This is a genomic window from Agrilactobacillus yilanensis (genome assembly GCF_003946725.1).
Taxonomy (GTDB): Bacteria; Bacillota; Bacilli; order Lactobacillales; family Lactobacillaceae; genus Agrilactobacillus; species Agrilactobacillus yilanensis.
The window spans coordinates 127,666-144,542 of the sequence record NZ_RHOY01000004.1; the positions used below are offsets into that span (position 1 = coordinate 127,666).

The 16,877-nt window shown below is 38.8% G+C and carries 15 protein-coding genes, 5 tRNA genes, 1 rRNA gene, 1 CRISPR repeat array and 2 riboswitches; of the genes, 4 read left to right on the forward strand and 17 right to left on the reverse strand.

The annotated features are described in order from the left end of the window. Positions 1–267: 267 nt before the first annotated feature. A CRISPR array of direct repeats spans positions 268–904; the repeat unit is 33 nt; unit sequence GTCGCTCTCTGTATGGAGAGCGTGAATTGAAAT. Positions 905–979: 75 nt separating this feature from the next. Continuing rightward, entirely contained in the window at positions 980–1,102 is a 123-nt protein-coding gene (locus tag EKM93_RS13720) for a hypothetical protein (protein WP_263853566.1), read from the reverse strand. 158 nt (positions 1,103–1,260) lie between these two features. On the opposite strand from EKM93_RS13720, the gene EKM93_RS04850 reads away from it, so the two are divergent. Then, complete coding sequence (locus tag EKM93_RS04850; protein WP_125713634.1) at positions 1,261–1,545, forward strand: BRCT domain-containing protein; 285 nt, start codon at positions 1,261–1,263, stop codon at positions 1,543–1,545. A 79-nt stretch (positions 1,546–1,624) separates the two neighbouring features. Then, a complete protein-coding gene (locus EKM93_RS04855) occupies positions 1,625–2,197 on the forward strand; it encodes a hypothetical protein (protein ID WP_125713636.1) in 573 nt (190 codons plus the stop codon). A 56-nt stretch (positions 2,198–2,253) separates the two neighbouring features. Here the strand turns inward: EKM93_RS04855 and EKM93_RS04860 are convergent, their stop codons facing one another. Further along, a complete protein-coding gene (locus EKM93_RS04860) occupies positions 2,254–2,754 on the reverse strand; it encodes a DUF1440 domain-containing protein (protein ID WP_125713639.1) in 501 nt (166 codons plus the stop codon). Between the two features lie 299 nt (positions 2,755–3,053). After that, positions 3,054–3,137, reverse strand: a tRNA-Leu gene (locus EKM93_RS04865). Positions 3,138–3,204: 67 nt separating this feature from the next. Here EKM93_RS04865 and EKM93_RS04870 point away from each other — a divergent pair. Beyond that, complete coding sequence (locus EKM93_RS04870; RefSeq protein ID WP_125713641.1) at positions 3,205–4,053, forward strand: NAD(P)H-hydrate dehydratase; 849 nt, start codon at positions 3,205–3,207, stop codon at positions 4,051–4,053. Here EKM93_RS04870 and EKM93_RS04875 read toward each other — a convergent pair. From EKM93_RS04875 to EKM93_RS04905, 7 genes are all read right to left on the reverse strand, one after another. Next, on the reverse strand, positions 4,028–4,756 hold the full coding sequence (locus EKM93_RS04875) for a pseudouridine synthase (protein ID WP_125713642.1): 729 nt from the start codon (positions 4,754–4,756) through the stop codon (positions 4,028–4,030). The two genes, EKM93_RS04870 and EKM93_RS04875, sit on opposite strands and share 26 nt — an antisense overlap. A gap of 9 nt (positions 4,757–4,765) precedes the next feature. Then, the gene (locus EKM93_RS04880) at positions 4,766–6,442 is read right to left on the reverse strand and encodes a putative polysaccharide biosynthesis protein (RefSeq protein WP_125713644.1); all 1,677 of its coding nucleotides are present in this window, start codon (positions 6,440–6,442) and stop codon (positions 4,766–4,768) included. Between the two features lie 153 nt (positions 6,443–6,595). Further along, positions 6,596–7,357 carry a 3-oxoacyl-ACP reductase gene (locus EKM93_RS04885; RefSeq protein WP_125713671.1) on the reverse strand — a complete coding sequence of 254 codons (762 nt, stop codon included), beginning with the start codon at positions 7,355–7,357 and terminating at the stop codon, positions 6,596–6,598. Positions 7,358–7,366: 9 nt separating this feature from the next. After that, on the reverse strand, positions 7,367–7,591 hold the full coding sequence (locus EKM93_RS04890) for a DUF2829 domain-containing protein (RefSeq protein ID WP_125713646.1): 225 nt from the start codon (positions 7,589–7,591) through the stop codon (positions 7,367–7,369). A gap of 11 nt (positions 7,592–7,602) precedes the next feature. After that, on the reverse strand, positions 7,603–8,097 hold the full coding sequence (locus tag EKM93_RS04895) for a QueT transporter family protein (RefSeq protein ID WP_125713648.1): 495 nt from the start codon (positions 8,095–8,097) through the stop codon (positions 7,603–7,605). Positions 8,098–8,105: 8 nt separating this feature from the next. Next, positions 8,106–8,149, reverse strand: a riboswitch (PreQ1 riboswitch). A 139-nt stretch (positions 8,150–8,288) separates the two neighbouring features. Beyond that, a complete protein-coding gene (gene leuS, locus EKM93_RS04900) occupies positions 8,289–10,703 on the reverse strand; it encodes a leucine--tRNA ligase (protein WP_125713650.1) in 2,415 nt (804 codons plus the stop codon). Positions 10,704–10,892: 189 nt separating this feature from the next. Further along, positions 10,893–11,978, reverse strand: a complete 1,086-nt coding sequence (locus EKM93_RS04905) for a glucosaminidase domain-containing protein (RefSeq protein ID WP_125713652.1) — start codon at positions 11,976–11,978, stop codon at positions 10,893–10,895. 183 nt (positions 11,979–12,161) lie between these two features. On the opposite strand from EKM93_RS04905, the gene EKM93_RS04910 reads away from it, so the two are divergent. Beyond that, a complete protein-coding gene (locus EKM93_RS04910; protein ID WP_164506990.1) occupies positions 12,162–12,776 on the forward strand; it encodes a phosphatase PAP2 family protein in 615 nt (204 codons plus the stop codon). Here EKM93_RS04910 and EKM93_RS04915 read toward each other — a convergent pair. From EKM93_RS04915 to rrf, 7 genes are all read right to left on the reverse strand, one after another. Further along, positions 12,685–14,208, reverse strand: a complete 1,524-nt coding sequence (locus EKM93_RS04915) for an MDR family MFS transporter (protein WP_125713655.1) — start codon at positions 14,206–14,208, stop codon at positions 12,685–12,687. The two genes, EKM93_RS04910 and EKM93_RS04915, sit on opposite strands and share 92 nt — an antisense overlap. A gap of 99 nt (positions 14,209–14,307) precedes the next feature. Then, entirely contained in the window at positions 14,308–15,495 is a 1,188-nt protein-coding gene (gene metK, locus EKM93_RS04920; protein ID WP_125713657.1) for a methionine adenosyltransferase, read from the reverse strand. Then, positions 15,493–15,573: riboswitch (SMK box riboswitch) on the reverse strand. (Overlaps the previous gene by 3 nt.) Before the next feature lie 858 nt (positions 15,574–16,431). After that, positions 16,432–16,504 (reverse strand) — tRNA-Asp (locus tag EKM93_RS04925). Between the two features lie 4 nt (positions 16,505–16,508). Further along, positions 16,509–16,581 (reverse strand) — tRNA-Val (locus EKM93_RS04930). Positions 16,582–16,589: 8 nt separating this feature from the next. Continuing rightward, positions 16,590–16,661, reverse strand: a tRNA-Glu gene (locus tag EKM93_RS04935). Between the two features lie 9 nt (positions 16,662–16,670). Further along, positions 16,671–16,762: transfer RNA gene (locus tag EKM93_RS04940), tRNA-Ser, on the reverse strand. A 38-nt stretch (positions 16,763–16,800) separates the two neighbouring features. Continuing rightward, a 5S ribosomal RNA gene (gene rrf, locus EKM93_RS13830) occupies positions 16,801–16,877 on the reverse strand; the annotation flags it as partial.

A 16,877-nucleotide genomic window follows, 5' to 3' on the forward strand; every position in this document is an offset into this window, starting at 1 on the left:
ATGTAAGCATTATTTTTAATTTTTGAGTATTATTTATAATAATTTTAGTCACATTAATATTGATTACTCTGTTATACTAAAAAGATGATCTTTTTCAAAAAAAATTATAGCGCGCGAATCTAAGGTGACCATGTTTTTACCAGGGGATTCGCGCTAGTTACTTTTATAATTGCTTAAATTTTGATAAAATAATATTATATTTATGCTATTAACATGTTACAGCCGCAAAATATAGTTCTAATGAACATTTTTTTACAATATATTGCGGTCGCTCTCTGTATGGAGAGCGTGAATTGAAATCAGAAGTTTTAGTATTAAATACGGATGGCAATTGTCGCTCTCTGTATGGAGAGCGTGAATTGAAATAATGTCGACAACTTTTAGCTTATCAGCCTCTTCCAGTCGCTCTCTGTATGGAGAGCGTGAATTGAAATTAACTCTATAGTACACTCACTCACCGTATGTGTCGTCGCTCTCTGTATGGAGAGCGTGAATTGAAATCGGCCCACCTTTGGATGTAATAATTGCTTCTTTTGTCGCTCTCTGTATGGAGAGCGTGAATTGAAATAAACATTACTGCGCAAAGCTTTTATCCGAAAACAGTCGCTCTCTGTATGGAGAGCGTGAATTGAAATTGACTGCAATCACCGTGATCATCGGTACCCAAATTGTCGCTCTCTGTATGGAGAGCGTGAATTGAAATAATTGATAAATAGTAATAATTATTCTACTACTCGTCGCTTTCTGTATGGAGAGCGTGAATTGAAATGCTTCTTAAACTTTTCATGGTTTGGATGGGCTGTTGTCGCTCTCTGTATGGAGAGCGTGAATTGAAATTGACAAGTCATCGTAGCGTCGGCCGCTGACTGGAGTCGCTCTCTGTATAGAGAGCGTGAATTAAAAAAACCCAAACAAAAAGACATTAAAGCCACCTCGTACTGCTTTAATGTCTATACACGCATTATTATTTTTATCATCACTATGCTTTGTGTTCCAAAGCTTTAATTGCAGCCTGGATTGTTATACCTGAGCCCGAATGCTGTTTTGTATCAATCACGGTAAAAATTTGTTTCTCTGTATCCAATAAAATTTTGTACTTCATAATAAAAGCCTCCTAAATAAATTCTTAGTGGTGCCTCCTAATGGAGTATCTTATATTTACGCCTAAATTAAAAAATTGTCAACTAAAACACTTTTTTTGCAATCGCATCCACAAAATTCTGCTAAACTTAGAGTAGATAAAACAAATGAGGTATTGTGATGCAACTAAACAATTTAAACGTTGCCGTTACTGGCAAATTGGAAACCATGACCCTCCAGCACTGTCTAACCCTGCTCAAAATTATCCATGCAAATCCCCAGTCCAACGTGAGCCAAACCACTGATTGCCTAATCGTGGGCACCATTCGTAAAACAATGTTTGAAGCACCAGAAACTGAGCGGTTAAAATTAGCCAGAGCCTATAACGTCCCAATTATTACTGAAAAAGAATTTTTAACCCTCGTTATCAAAGCGCTAAATCATCTAAAAAATAATCTTCAATAGAAATATTTACAGAAGTTGCCTTAATTCAAGGCCTGAAATAGGATATAATGATGCATAGTATTTATTAGGAGGGCTAAAATTGAGGGCCGCTAAAATCTTTGTAGGTATTCTACAATTACCTATTGCCATACTTATTGTCTTTCAAACTTACTCCGCGTGGTCACAAATCGTCACGACGGATCACATTCAAAAAATTATTTACGCCGCCTTTATTATTGGGGTCGCTTACTTAATCGCTGGCACAGTTAATTTGCTAACAAACGATTCAAAGTCGTTTATTCCAGAAATAATTTATTTTGTACTACTACTTATCGGCTGGTTCTTTGCCCGCAACGATGCTAAAAATTTTAATTTTCTGAACTTTTGGGCCTGGCTTGGCTTCTTCTTAGGCCTAATCTTCATTGCTTGGCACATCGCAAAAATTACATTCCTACCAGAAAAAAAGCCAGCGTCAAAAACGAATGCCCGCCGAACACAACAGCGACATGCTGTACAACCTGCTCCAGACCATAACAGCTATAACACGGCGGCCTATCCACAACAGACTTTAGGCAACGTTCAGCAGTCCCGGAGTAGTCGAACGCAGGCACCAGCGCCACTACCATCCCGATCACAAATGCGTGCGAAAAAAAATAAGCGTGGCCGTAAATAACCATTAAAAAAAAACGACTAGAACAATTGCCATTTTTGTCCTAGCCGTTTTTTTTATTATTCTTTTGTACTGGGAAACCGACTATAAAACGTGCGGCCCACTGCATCAATTGTCCACATCCATAGCATATGCCCTAACAATTCAGATAAATGCTCCTCAACGGGTTGTTCTTTAGCTTCTGGTATAATACCCATCGCCGGTAAAACCATTAAATGTGCACTCGCCCAAGCTGCTGTGCCTGCTGCCAAACCATGGCCAGCCTTTAAAACTGGAATATAATGCCCCAACACCGTATAGCCAATCCCAAAAGTTGCTGAAAAAGTGTAGTGAATCAAATAACTTGGCCAGGGTAAGTCATGACCGTTATAGTGACAGGTCGCATGTGCCGCTTGCGAACTAAAACCTATTTTTTCTAATGTCTTTTGAGGGGGATTCGTCGCATCCCTAGCCGGTGTTCTGGGGGGTAGAATATTCTCCCAACCCATTTTTACCATCCCAGCAATTATCCCTGCAGCCGTACCTGCAGCAACTGCTGGCCAAATCTTGAACTTTGTCATAGACAATCCCTCCTGAGGTCTTTTTTTAAGTATACAACGAAGTTTTTATAAATAGCTGCCAAAAACACTAAAATTAAAATTTTATTTGATTAAATCCACTTTGCTTTCACAAAAAAATACTGTTAGGCTTTATTTATACAATAAGACCTAACAGTATCGTGGGGCAAGTATGGGGCAAAGTTGGAAAAACATAGTAGAACCCCCTTTTTAAACCCAATAAAAAAACCATTAAACCCTATAATAGCAAGGTTTAACGGTAAAACACCGATCTAGTGCAAACACTAGAAAACACTCAAAAATGCCGGTAGCAGGGGTCGAACCTGTACGGGATAAATCCCACAGCGACCTGAACGCTGCGCGTCTGCCAATTCCGCCATACCGGCAACAACAATTACTATTTTACCAGAAATATACAAAATTTAAAGTCTAAATTTAGGAGTCTGAATAATTATGCCAGAAATCAACTTACAACTTGCTAAAAATATCATTCAGCCAAGACCAAAAGACAGTTACAAAGGCAAATTCGGTCGCGTTTTAATTATAGGTGGTAATCAGAACTTTGGCGGTGCCGCAATTATGAGTGCCTCTGCAGCCGTTTATGCCGGCGCGGGACTTGTGACAACTGCCACAGATCCTAATAACTTTACTGCCCTCCATAGCCGCCTACCGGAAAGCATGGTGCTAGACTACAACGACCATGCCTATTTAAAGCAACTAGTTAATGAAATGAACGTTGTTGTGATTGGCCCTGGTCTAGGAACGGATGGTCAAAGCCTGGCCATTTTGCGAGCGGTTTTTACCGCTATCACAGATACACAGGCCATTATTATTGATGGTTCTGCTTTAACCTTAATGGCACAACACCAAATTCCCATCCCCGCAAAAGGCCACATCGTCTTAACCCCACATCAAATGGAATGGCAGCGTTTATCTACTATCCCCATCAACGAGCAAACAGACACTACAACCCATCAGGCACTCGTTAAACTATGGCGCTTTAACCCCACCGTCACCCTTGTCTTAAAAAGCGCACAGACAAAAGTTTACCCACCTGATGGGACCGTTTGGATAAATCAAGCGGGAAACCCTGGCATGGCTACCGGCGGCTCTGGGGACACTTTAACCGGCATTTTAGCAGCCTGCTTAGGCCAATTTCAGCCTCAAGATAAAGCCTTATTAGCCGGCGTCTACCTACATAGTGCCGTCGCTGACAAACTCGCTCAAACGAGCTATGTCACCTTACCTCAAGAAATCATTCAAGAATTACCAAAATTTATGCATCAACTGGCCCAGGCATAGTTTGTAACGCCACTAACTCCTCAGCCGTCAATGGCCGATACTGTCCTAACGCCAAATCAGGATCTAATTTCAGTTGACCCATTTGAATCCGATCCAAAGTTAATACTGGTTTTTCAATCGCGCCAAACATACGCTTTACTTGATGGAACTTACCTTCTGTAATCTGAACTTGAACGCTTGATGTCGTAGCTGTTGTTTCTAAAATAGTTAAAACTGCAGGCTGCGTCTTAAAGTCTGTCAGTTGAATCCCCTTGGCAAAGCGGGCCACATCAGCCTCATCAACAACCCCTTCAATTGAAGCTTCATAAAGCTTAGGCACATGATGTTTTGGACTCAGCAAGCGATGGGCCAGCTGACCATCATTCGTTAAAACCACCAGCCCCGTTGTGTCTTTGTCCAAACGGCCCACTGGAAATAAATCTTCGCGGTAATCATCATCTTGCAACAAATCAATAACCGTCGTATCTTGTTTGTCCTGCGTCGCAGATAAAACATCTTCAGGTTTATTCATCATATAATAGAAAAAAGTCTGATAGTTGATGGCAATCCCATCTAAAACCACTTTATCCTTAACTTCATCTACCTGAAATTTCGAATCTTTAATTAACGCGTCATTTACTTGGACGCGTTTTTGTTTTAGCAAAATTTTAATTTCTTTTCGAGAATATGGCGTCATATCCGCCAAATATTTATCTAAGCGCATCGTTTCCTCCTACTTAATCTTTAATCGTTGCCGAATTCTCGCAACTCTAGTACCCAAAATTCGGTCAGCTAACTGCGTTTTTAAAGCCAAATAACCATAAATTGCAACACCCACTAATACACCGAAAGTTAACGGCAAAATCGTTGCAAATCGACTGTTACCATTTAAAAATAAACTAAAGACTTTTACAACTAAACTCACACCAACCAGCATTATTACTGAAAAAACGGCCATTGCGAAAGTACGTCGAACCAAGCGGCCAATATTAAATTGATAAGCGCGGTATAAAGCCCGCAACATTAAAGCACAAGTCACGGCCATCCCTAGACAAGTTGCGACTAATGGTCCGAAAACCCGGAATAAGAAAATCATTGGATACTGTAACACTATTTTAGTGATTATCCCGACAACTAAATATTTAATCGCCATCCGATTCATATACAATCCTTGTAACACCGCCGCTAAAACCGTAAATAGCCCTAAGAAAATTGCCACATAACTATAAAATTGCAATACCCAAGTGCCTAAATCATTTTGAAAATAAAACAGCGTATATAACGGTCGTGCTAACGCAGACATGCCAAAAGCGGCTGGGAACATGACAAATAGAAACAATTCTAACGTATCATTGATTTGTTCCCGAATACCTTGCACATCTTTACGGGCATGAGCACCAGCCAGTAAAGGAATCGCAGTCATTGCCAAAGCCGTTGCTAAAGAAATCACAATCATTACTAATTTTTGTGCATTAAAGTTAAATACCGCAAAATACGCATCTAATTGATCCTGCGTTGCGATAACAAAATCTTTCATCATCGGATAAAAACTATACTGATCAAAGATTTGGAAAATTGTAATCCCACTATCTAAAATAATAAATGGAATAGCTTGATGAATAATTTGTTTAATAATTTCCGAAGTTGAAATATCCAAATTATTCGCTGACTGGGCAGCTAAATCATCAAATTGACTTTTTCGCCTGAAATAAACCCATGCTAAGACCGCAATCCCCGCTAAAGCGCCAATAAAAGCCGCAAAAGTCGAGTGGGTCACCGCATTTACATAATTTCCCTTTTGAACCTGCATAATAATGTAAGTCGCCACTAATAAATAAATAACCCGCGCTAATTGTTCAAAAAACTGGGAAATTGCAGATGGCGCCATATCATTGTAACCTTGAAAAAAGCCCCGGGTGATACTCATTACCGGGATAACCAAAATTGCAAAGCTTAACGACCGAAATACCGGAATTGTCCGGCTATCAATTTCAAACGTCTTAAAGTCCACAACCGATAGCAAAGGGGCGCCAAGATAAAGGACTAAAGCCCCAATCAAGCCAAATAAAGCCATAATCTTTAAGCCTTGACGGAAGAGCTTTTGCCCCAAAGCATACTCATTAAGCGAATTATAATGGGCCACCTGTTTAGAAATCGCCCCCGGAATGCCTGCCGCTGAAAAAACTAGCAGTAAGCTATAAACATTATAGCCCTTGGAAAAAATCGCATTGGCTGAAGTGTAATGACTCCCTAACCAAGTAATCCAAGGAATAATATAAATTGCTCCGAGTATTCTTGAAAAAACACTGCCCGCCGTAATCCATGCTGAACCTTTTAATAAAGAATTATGCGCTTCATTTTTATTATTTTGATTTTGAATATTTTCAGTTTGTTCAGGCCTATTCGCCATTATCCGTTCTCCTTTAATGCACAGCTAACCTATATTGTAAGTTATTGCTAAAATTAACGCAATTTAAATTAAAGTTAAGATCCGAACATAACACTGCTGTAATCACAAAAAAGAGCTTGAGATATAATCATCCCAAACCCTTCTTTATTTATCTCACTGTTCGATCCAGCCGCCATCAATCGGAATCACCGCGCCATGAATAAAATCTGCGCCATCACTCAACATAAATAGACTCACTAATGCGACTTCTTCAGCATGTCCCCAACGTCTAGCCGGTGTCTGAGCTGCGACAGATTTTGCCATTGTCCCCTCTCCGGCAAAATCAGCTGCATTCATTGGTGTATCAATCGCTCCTGGCGCTAAGCAATTGGCTTGAATACCCACTTTAGCATAATCATAATCTAACTGTTTTGTATAACCAATCACCGCATGTTTGGCAGCAGTATAAACAGCCCCGCCGCCGCCAGCTACAAGCCCTGCAATAGAAGCCATATTTAAGATTTTACCTGATTTCTTCGCAACCATTGCTGGTAGAAAAGCATTTGTCAGCTGAAATTGACTTCTTAAATCTACAGCCATAAACTTATCCCAATTCTCTAAAGTTGTTTCTAATGTCGGTTGATAACCATCTAAAATACCCGCAGTATTTAATAAGAAATCAATTGTCCCGGCAGTTGTCTGAATTTTTTGAATTGTCGCCTGCAACTGTTCATCATCTGCTAGATCACAATTATACAAATAAACTTGCTCCAAAAATTCGGCTTCTAACGCCTTTGTTTCAGGTGTAAATTGCTGATCAATACCGTAACAAATTGTGCCTTGCCGCAACAAAGCCCGTAATTGCGCGTAACCAATTCCAGAACCCACACCAGTAATCAAAGCTTTTTTACCCTTTAACTCCGAATAAATTGGCATAGACATGGCTTAGTCCACCAAAGTCCAATCATCTGCTAAAATATCACAAACAGTCGGTTGAAACATAGATAATGCCGGTGTTTCTTTTGTACGAATTAAAAAATATGGCGTTACTGCTTCCCCGGCTTCAACAGGATTTTGAACTTCAAAAATATAAAGTTCAGAACCGCCCCAACCTTTACGGATGGCTTTCTTGCCATTTTTAATTTCTGGTAAAATCGCTTCAAATGTCATATTAAAACTCCTTAGTTTGTAAGATTAATTCTCTTCTGTACAAGGTAAATAATAATTGCACCTAACGCCATTGATAATAGTTCACCGATGGCAACTGTTGCATAGGTTGGCCAAAATGGCAGTTTATTAAAAATATGCAGCTCAAGTGCCACATTAAACATCATTACTGTGCAAATAATGGTGCTCACCGTCAATTTTAAAGGTACGGATTTAATGCGTCTAGTCGCGTAATAACTAATTAAAGTCATCACCAAAGTGCCTAAAGAACCGAACACAACATCTACAATACCTAAAGGTGACGCTAAATTCGCAATAGCACACCCAATGGTTAAAGCAACTACATTTCGCTTGTTAAATACGGCCAAATGATTGAATGCCTCTGCTAAACGTAACTGTACCGCCCCATAACTAAATGGTGCCACCACCAAAGTCACTGCCACATAAAGTGCAGCAACTAGACCAATTTTTGTAATTGCTACAGTTTTATGAGATGTATTTTCTGTCATAAAAAAATGCCTCCTTAGTTTTTTTAGGTGGGATTTTGCGAACCACCTATGTTGGTCAAACATTGTTAGTATAGCAAACTCTATACCATCTTTAAATCATTAATTTCAAAAAGATTATAAAAAAGACGTCAATCTTCAGTTAACCGTCTAATTCACAAGTCGGTTTTCTGAAAATTAACGTCCGTTAATTATTATTTTACAACAATATTTACAATCTTATTTGGAATTGTAATCACTTTTTTAACCGTTTTAGCGCCAATGAAACTTTGAATATGTTCATCTGCTAAAGCTAACTTTTGTAATTCGGCTTCGGCCATATCTCTGGCAACTTTTAATTTTGCTCTGACCTTACCGTTTACTTGAACCACAACTTCAACCGTATCAGCGATCAAATATTTTTCGTCATAAGTTGGCCATGGTTCATAACTCAATGTTTGATCATGACCTAAAATCTGCCAAATTTCTTCCATCATATGTGGTGCAATTGGTGCTAATAATTTAACAAGGCCTTCCATATAATCCACTGGTAAAGCATCTGCCTTGCTGGCATCATTAACAAAGACCATCATTTGTGAAATGGCTGTATTAAAATGCAGATTATCATAATCCGTAGTGACTTTTTTAACTGTCTGATGATAAATTGTCGTTAATGTACCATCATTTTCAGTGGTGACATGATCTCTTAACTTGCCTTCATCGTCAACGATTAAACGCCAAACTCGATCTAAGAACTTGCGAGCACCAAATAAACCATCTTCACTCCATGGAATTGCAGCATCCAATGGGCCCATAAACATTTCATATAGCCGTAATGTGTCAGCTCCGTATTGTTCTACAACATCGTCTGGATTGACAACGTTACCTTTAGATTTAGACATCTTCTCGTGATTACCACCTAAGATCATCCCTTGATTATATAACTTTTGGAATGGCTCTGGCGTAGGCACAACGCCAATATCATATAAGAATTTATGCCAGAAACGGGCATACAATAAATGTAATACCGCATGTTCTGCCCCGCCAATGTAAAGATCCACTGGCATCCAAGCCTTTAACTTATCATAATCAGCTAAAGCTTCCTTATTATGAGGATCGATAAATCTCAAGTAATACCAAGAACTACCGGCCCACTGCGGCATTGTATTAGTTTCCCGACGGCCTTTACGTCCATTTTTATCCACAACATTAACCCAATCGTCCAAGTTTGCCAAAGGACTTTCAACAGAACCTGAAGGTTTAACATCCGCTGTTTCTGGTAAAATCAATGGCAATTCTTCTTCAGGAACTAAAGTTGTTTCGCCATCTTCCCAATGGATAATTGGAATTGGTTCACCCCAATAGCGTTGTCTTGAAAAGAGCCAATCACGTAACCGATAATTAACTTTTGTATGACCAACATGATGTTCTTCTAGCCAAGCTAGCATTGCTTTTTTAGCATTTTCCACATTGTTGCCGTCTAAAAAGCCGGAATTGATTAATGCGCCGTCACCAGTATAAGCTGCTTCATCAACGTTGCCGCCTTCAATTACTGGAATAATTGGCAAGTCAAATTTTTTAGCAAATTCATAGTCTCGAGTATCGTGAGCAGGCACGGCCATAATTGCCCCAGTCCCATAACTAGCCAAAACATAATCAGAAATCCAAATTGGCATCTTGCGTTGATTTACGGGATTGATGGCATAAGCACCTGTAAATACCCCGGTTTTATCTTTATTCAAATCCGTCCGGTCTAAGTCACTCTTATGTTCTGTAGCGGCTTGATAGGCTTCAACGGCTGCTGCCTGTTCTGGTGTAACGATTTCTGAAACTAACTTAGATTCTGGTGCTAAAACCATATAAGTTGCCCCAAATAACGTATCAGGACGCGTTGTAAAGACTTCAATCTTTTGATCTTGAATACCTTGAATTTCAAAATCAACCGAAGCCCCTTCAGAACGGCCAATCCAGTTACGTTGCATTTCTTTAACGTTTTCTGGCCAGTCAATTAAATCTAAATCATCAATTAACCGATCTGCATAAGCTGTAATTTTTAGCATCCATTGCCGCATTGGTTTGCGAACAACTGGGAAACCGCCCCGTTCTGTCTTACCATCAATAACTTCTTCATTAGCAACAACGGTCCCTAAATCTGGACTCCAATTAACAGGCACTTCTGCTTCATAAGCAAGACCGCGCTTATACATCTGCTCAAAGATCCATTGGGTCCATTTATAATAATTAGGATCTGTCGTATTCACTTCTCGATTCCAGTCGTAAGAAAAGCCTAAAGAATTGATCTGACGTCTGAAATTTTCAATATTTTTCTTCGTGAAACTCTTTGGATCATGACCCGTTTTTAAAGCATATTGTTCTGCAGGTAAACCGAATGCATCCCAACCCATTGGATGTAAAACATTATAGCCTTGCATCCGCTTCATACGTGCTTGAATATCTGTTGCCGTATAACCTTCTGGATGTCCAACATGTAACCCTTGGCCAGAAGGATACGGAAACATATCCAGTGCATAAAAGTTCTTCTTATCGGGATCATTGGTTGTATTAAAAACGTTATGTTCGTGCCAGTATTTCTGCCACTTTTTTTCGACTACGTGGTGATTGTAGCTCATTGAGTTCCCCTCCAGATCAACATCATATTTAAATTCATCAAAAAAGTCCTACAGAACTAAAGTTAGTTCTATAGGACTAATTTAGGTTCTACCGATCCGTTTCTCATTAAGTTGATATAAAATTCTTAATTTAAATTAACTTTAGAAACATACTTCGATAATACCAAAATTCAAATTTGCATTCAATACTTAACGGATAACTAATTTCTGACCGACCAAAATTAAATCAGATTTTAAATGATTTTTGGCCTTCAATTCAGCTACCGAAACATCATTTGCTTTGGCTATTTTGGCTAAAGAATCTTTAGCGGTAACCACGACGCGATGCTGATTAGGTTGATTAATAGAAGTTATCGTTGCTTGTTGCGGTGCTGCCAGTTGTTGAAGCGGTGCTTTTACTTTCAAAATCTGTCCCGGCATAATATTAGTTGTTGCGACTAAATTATTTACACTAAGTAACTGGTAATAATCTGTATCCGTATTTTGCGCGATCGCCCAGAGCGAATCTCCAGATTTAACCGTATAGTTCACCATTTCTGGACCATCAAATTGGGTTAAATGATAAGATTGGATAATTTGATTTAACTTATCCGCGTACTGCGTATCCGTGGCATAGCGCCCTGTTAGCCATTGTGTCGCATCCAAGTAAGAATTGGTATTACTTTTAAATGTGCCTGAATAAAATGTTACATTTGAAGTAATGCCATGTTTCAACAAATAAACATAATCTTCCAAGGAAGCTTTATAAGACGGATATTTCTTAAAATTAGATTTAATTGAATATAACCGGCCACTGCCATCATCTTCCAACGTGTTATAATTAACACTATCGCCTTGATAACTGCCCTTAACACCAAATAAATTATAATTTGGACTACTTGCCAAATCGCTTGTACCCCAATTACTTTCTAATAACGCCTGTGCAACCATCACCGATGCGTAGAGATCATTATCTGCCGCCAACTGCCGGGCTTCTTGCCCTAAAGCTTGTAAAAAGGCCGTATCACCGTAGCCGTTGGAAGCCTGAATATTCTCTGCACTTATTGTGGTGGTGGTTTGTTCTGAAACTATTCCAGACATGTCCGTCACCCCATTCATATCACCCGATTGACTTACATCAGCATTGGCCAATGTAACTTGCTGTGTCGTCACAAAACTACCAATACCTAATGATGAGCTAATACCTAGCAAAGAGGCAGCCACCGTCGTTTTTTGTCGCCGATCTTGACGCTGTTTTAATCGTGTTTCTAAAATACGCTGCTGCCTTGTCTGCATAAGTCATCCCTCACCATTTTTCTTACTAGTTCTATTATAGCGGATAAAATCCCAAAATTATTTCATATATGAAAAGGAAATGTTACCATTTTTAGAATTTCCCAGGAGGTCACAGTTATTTCACATCAAAAATCTAAAATACCCTATATTATTTTGAGCCTTAGCTATTTAATTTTTAGTATTGTGCTCATCAGTCTTTTAACAAATCAGTCTTGGATTCACCAACTAGATCAGTGGGGACATAATCAGTTACAAGTTTTTCCCCATGCACAATTTAATCAAATTGCCATTATCATTACTTACCTAGGTCAACATGAAGCAACAATCGGCCTAACCCTCTTAGTTGGCGCTTACTTAATCTGGAAGAAGCATTATCGCTGGGCTATTTTTTTAGCCCAAAATATTATTTTAGGCAATCTATTAAATCATATTGTCAAATCTATTATTCAACGGCCCCGGCCTAGTTTAAATCAAATTTTACCGCAAAACGGTTATAGTTTTCCCAGCGGTCATTCTGCAAATAGTGTTTTACTGTATAGTTCGATATTAATTATTTTATACTACTTTATAAAAAGTAGAACTAAACGTACGATTTTAACAGTTATTGCCATTTTAATTCCAATTCTTGTGGGTTGCAGCCGCGTTTATTTACAAGTCCATTATCCTAGCGACGTGCTGGCTGGCTGGACAAGCGCGTTAGGTAACCTTAGTCTATTCTACTTACTGAGTCGCCATTTCTATCTGCCAAGGCTGCCTGACGTACCTCAGAATGATTTTTCACATGATCAATCACATTAAAAATAACTGCTGCGGCAATTACAATTGCGGCGACAATATAAATATGATGCAGTCCTTGATATAAAATATTACGCAAAGTCGGTAACATATTTTCTGGTAAGTTTTTGGCAGTCATTGGATCAATTAACTGATTCAATTGATCCATTGTCACATTAGGATGCGCCACCGTTCCTTGATACAACGCACGATTCATGACAATACCATAAATTGAAACAAGTAAAGTTTGCCCTAAAGTCCGCGACAAAGTATTCAATGAAGTCGCTACCCCAATCTGTTCATGGGGTACAATATTTTGAACCGTTACCGTTGTGGTTGTAATAATAATACCAAAAGAAACGCCCATAAACGCTGCCCAGAACAAGAACCAGCCAAAACTAGCATCAATTGGATTCATGGCCATTACCACTGCGCCTACTAATAACCAGAGTAAAGTCCCCGTCAAAATTTGTTGTGGTCGGTATTTAACGATTAATCGGCCAGCTATAAAGGACCCTACGATCCACATTAATGAACTTGGGGTAATCACAAATCCCGCTTCTGAAGGCCGCATGCCCAAAATTGCTTGAACCCACATTGGCATGTAAGCCTCAAAACCAATTAAAAAGCCACTAATCAGTAAAGCAACTAAATTTTGAATCACAAATGTTCGATTTTTAAAAAGGCTCAAGGTCAAAATAGGATCTGCAGCCTTTTTTTCTTGTCTGAAAAAGAAGAAACCACTAATGACCCCAATTACTACTAAACCAATAATAAGGCCCCAATTTATCGTCTCGCCTAAAAACTGAAAAATCAACATTAAACTCAGCAAAATGCCTAACAGCCAAAAGCTTCCGGCCCAATCAATGCTAGTTTTACTATGTCTTACTTTTTCTTTATAAAAAACAAGGACTAAAAATAATGTAATGAGACCTACTGGTAAATTAATAAAGAAAATCCAATGCCAGCTAATTTTTTCTACAATAAATCCGCCCAATAAAGGTGCAATAACTGCTGCGACACCCCAAGCAGAACCATTAAGGCCTAAAACTTTAGCTCTTTTTTCGAAAGGATAAATATCCGCAATAATCGTGAAGGTAACTGGCTGAATTGCACCAGCACCAATCCCTTGAATCGCTCTAAAAATAATTAATTGGATCATGTTTTGAGACAATCCGCATAAACATGAACCGATAATAAATAAAATCAAACCCAATACAAATACTGGCTTACGGCCATTTCGATCCGCAAATTTGCCATAAATCGGTGTTGCCATGGCCGTGGTTAATAAGAAGATCGAAAAAACCCAGTTCATTAATTCTACACCATGCAAACTACCAATAATGGTCGGCATGGCAGTGGAAACAATTGTTCCTTCAATAGCGGTCATAAATGTTGCAATAAAGATTGCGGTCGTTGTTAATGGGACATTTGTTTGTTTAGTTTTTGTAGTCATAATTCCTCCAATTTTGTGCATAAAAATAGACTGGTAGCAAAAATAAATTTTGCCACCAGCCACCATGTTCTAATTATTCTATTTTAAAAACAATACTTCTTATTTTAATAACTTCTTGAGAACATCTACTTTATCTAGCCGTTCCCATGGTAAATCCACATCCGTCCGGCCAAAATGTCCATAAGCAGCTGTCTGTTTATAGATCGGTTTTTTCAAATCTAACATTTTGATAATGCCTGCTGGTCGTAGATCAAAGTATTGGCGTGCTGCTTCAGCGATTATACTTTCAGAAACTTTATTTGTCCCAAACGTATTTACTGAAACAGAAACCGGCGTTGCGACACCAATGGCATAAGCCAGTTGGATTTCACAAGTACTTGCTAAACCAGCTGCTACAATGTTTTTAGCAATATATCTAGCGGCATAGCTGGCTGAACGATCAACTTTTGTAGCATCCTTACCAGAAAAAGCACCGCCGCCATGACGCGCATAGCCGCCGTAAGTATCAACGATAATTTTGCGACCAGTTAAACCAGCATCACTTTGCGGTCCACCGATAACAAAACGACCAGTTGGGTTAATATAGTACTTTGTGCGATCATCTAATAACTCAGCCGGAATAACCGGTTTAATAATTTTCTCGATAACATCATTTTCAATTTGAATTTGACTTACATCGGGATCGTGTTGTGTACTAACAACAACGGTATCCACACGTTCTGGTTTGCCTTCATCGTTATATTCAACGGTAACTTGTGATTTAGCATCTGGCCGTAAATAAGGAATCGCCTTAGTTTTACGCAATGCTGCTGTTTTACGCATAATCTTATGCGCTAATGAAATCGGTAGTGGCATTAATTCAGGTGTCTCATCAATGGCAAAGCCAAACATCAAGCCTTGATCACCAGCACCAATTTTTTCCAATGGATCAGAGTCATCTTGACGGTTCTCCACAGATTCATCAACACCTAAAGCAATATCCGGTGATTGCTCATCCAAAGCAACCAATACAGCACAGTTATCGCCGTCAAAACCGTATTTATTATCAACGTAGCCAATATCACGAATTGTTTGTCTAACAACACTTTGAATATCAACGTACGCAGTGGTAGAGATTTCCCCGGTAACAAGTACTAAACCAGTGGTTACTGAAGTTTCACAAGCCACACGGGCATCAGGATCTTGAGTTAACATCGCATCTAATATGGCATCACTAATTTGGTCAGCAATTTTATCTGGATGGCCCTCTGAAACTGATTCTGAAGTAAATAAATGTCTTTCTTGCATTAAAATTTCCCCCTCTTTTTCTAGGTTACAAGGTACTTCGCAAATTGCGAATCCTATCGGGAATGATAGTCAACTAATTGAGTTTAGCAGAATAGTTCAGAAAAAGCAAAGTAATTTCACAATGATTTACTTGACAATGCTTCTAAAACTTATGGATAATGGGTTATATCTAATCCTGAAAAAGTTAAAGGAGTCCCTTTATTGCTAAGAAAATCAAATACCTATCACTTCATCGATATCATTTTATCACTAATTAGTATTTACTTATTACCCATCATCTTGACCATTCGCTTTCACCAAAGCATCAGTTTAAATACGATATTAGGTTTAATTTTAGGCCTAATTATGCTCAGCTTTCCTTACCTCAAACAACGTCTTACTTGGCTAGCCGCCATCTTGAGTTTAGGTATAATCTGTTATATTTTCTTCACTTTGTCTAAACCACTGGCTTTAATTTTTTTGAGTATTTTAATTCTGATGTTTAGTCTGCAACGATCTCTGCCCACTTCTCAAATCTTTAAAAGCACACAACTTTTAATGTATTTCTTATATAGTTTAGCGCTAGTTATTCTTCAAATTCATCTTGTCTCTAAAGCTATTCTTATCCCACTAATTTTTCCATTTTTCACATTATTTTTCTTTACAATGTTATCGGAACTTAATAATCGTTGGTTAATTATCGCTTTACTGATTCTACTGAATTTATATTTATTTATTAATTACTTAAACTGGTTTCAAATCGTCCTTTATATTGTTGTCACTACATTACTCGTTTTGAGTTATAAATCACAAGTCAAACTACCACAATCAATTTTTTTAGTGCTACTATTGATTATTGCCGTTATATAAGAATAATTTGTTTGACCGTATTTAAAAAAATAGATTATACCAAAATCTGATTTTGGTATAATCTATTTTTTAACTGCAAACTTATAACGGTCCCAACCGGATTTGAACCGGTGATCTCCTGCGTGACAGGCAGGCGTGATAACCCCTACACCATGGGACCAAAATGGAGGTTACAGGGCTCGAACCTGTGACCCTCTGCTTGTAAGGCAGATGCTCTCCCAGCTGAGCTAAACCTCCATAATAACTGACCCCTACGGGATTTGAACCCATGTTACCGCCGTGAAAGGGCGGTGTCTTAACCACTTGACCAAGGGGCCGAATATAAGCGGAGAGTAAGGGATTCGAACCCTTGATACAGGTTTATGCCCATATACATGATTTCCAATCATGCTCCTTCGGCCAACTCGGACAACTCTCCATATATATCGCCTAAAATACATTTAGGCAAAAAAAAGAGCGCGGCGACTTCCTAGTCTCGCAGGTAGTTTCCCACCAACTACATTCGGCGTTAAGAAGCTTAACTACTGTGTTCG

What these genes read in the sequence shown, in the direction of transcription:
- EKM93_RS04875 (WP_125713642.1), bottom strand. Translation starts at nt 4,756, where the DNA reads ATGCGCTTAGATAAATATTTGGCGGATATGACGCCATATTCTCGAAAA.
- EKM93_RS04885 (WP_125713671.1), bottom strand. Translation starts at nt 7,357, where the DNA reads ATGCCAATTTATTCGGAGTTAAAGGGTAAAAAAGCTTTGATTACTGGT.
- EKM93_RS04860 (WP_125713639.1), bottom strand. Translation starts at nt 2,754, where the DNA reads ATGACAAAGTTCAAGATTTGGCCAGCAGTTGCTGCAGGTACGGCTGCA.
- EKM93_RS04895 (WP_125713648.1), bottom strand. Translation starts at nt 8,097, where the DNA reads ATGACAGAAAATACATCTCATAAAACTGTAGCAATTACAAAAATTGGT.
- EKM93_RS04850 (WP_125713634.1), top strand. Translation starts at nt 1,261, where the DNA reads ATGCAACTAAACAATTTAAACGTTGCCGTTACTGGCAAATTGGAAACC.
- EKM93_RS04905 (WP_125713652.1), bottom strand. Translation starts at nt 11,978, where the DNA reads ATGCAGACAAGGCAGCAGCGTATTTTAGAAACACGATTAAAACAGCGT.
- EKM93_RS04890 (WP_125713646.1), bottom strand. Translation starts at nt 7,591, where the DNA reads ATGACATTTGAAGCGATTTTACCAGAAATTAAAAATGGCAAGAAAGCC.
- EKM93_RS04870 (WP_125713641.1), top strand. Translation starts at nt 3,205, where the DNA reads ATGCCAGAAATCAACTTACAACTTGCTAAAAATATCATTCAGCCAAGA.
- EKM93_RS04880 (WP_125713644.1), bottom strand. Translation starts at nt 6,442, where the DNA reads ATGGCGAATAGGCCTGAACAAACTGAAAATATTCAAAATCAAAATAAT.
- metK (WP_125713657.1), bottom strand. Translation starts at nt 15,495, where the DNA reads ATGCAAGAAAGACATTTATTTACTTCAGAATCAGTTTCAGAGGGCCAT.
- leuS (WP_125713650.1), bottom strand. Translation starts at nt 10,703, where the DNA reads ATGAGCTACAATCACCACGTAGTCGAAAAAAAGTGGCAGAAATACTGG.
- EKM93_RS13720 (WP_263853566.1), bottom strand. Translation starts at nt 1,102, where the DNA reads ATGAAGTACAAAATTTTATTGGATACAGAGAAACAAATTTTTACCGTG.
- EKM93_RS04915 (WP_125713655.1), bottom strand. Translation starts at nt 14,208, where the DNA reads ATGACTACAAAAACTAAACAAACAAATGTCCCATTAACAACGACCGCA.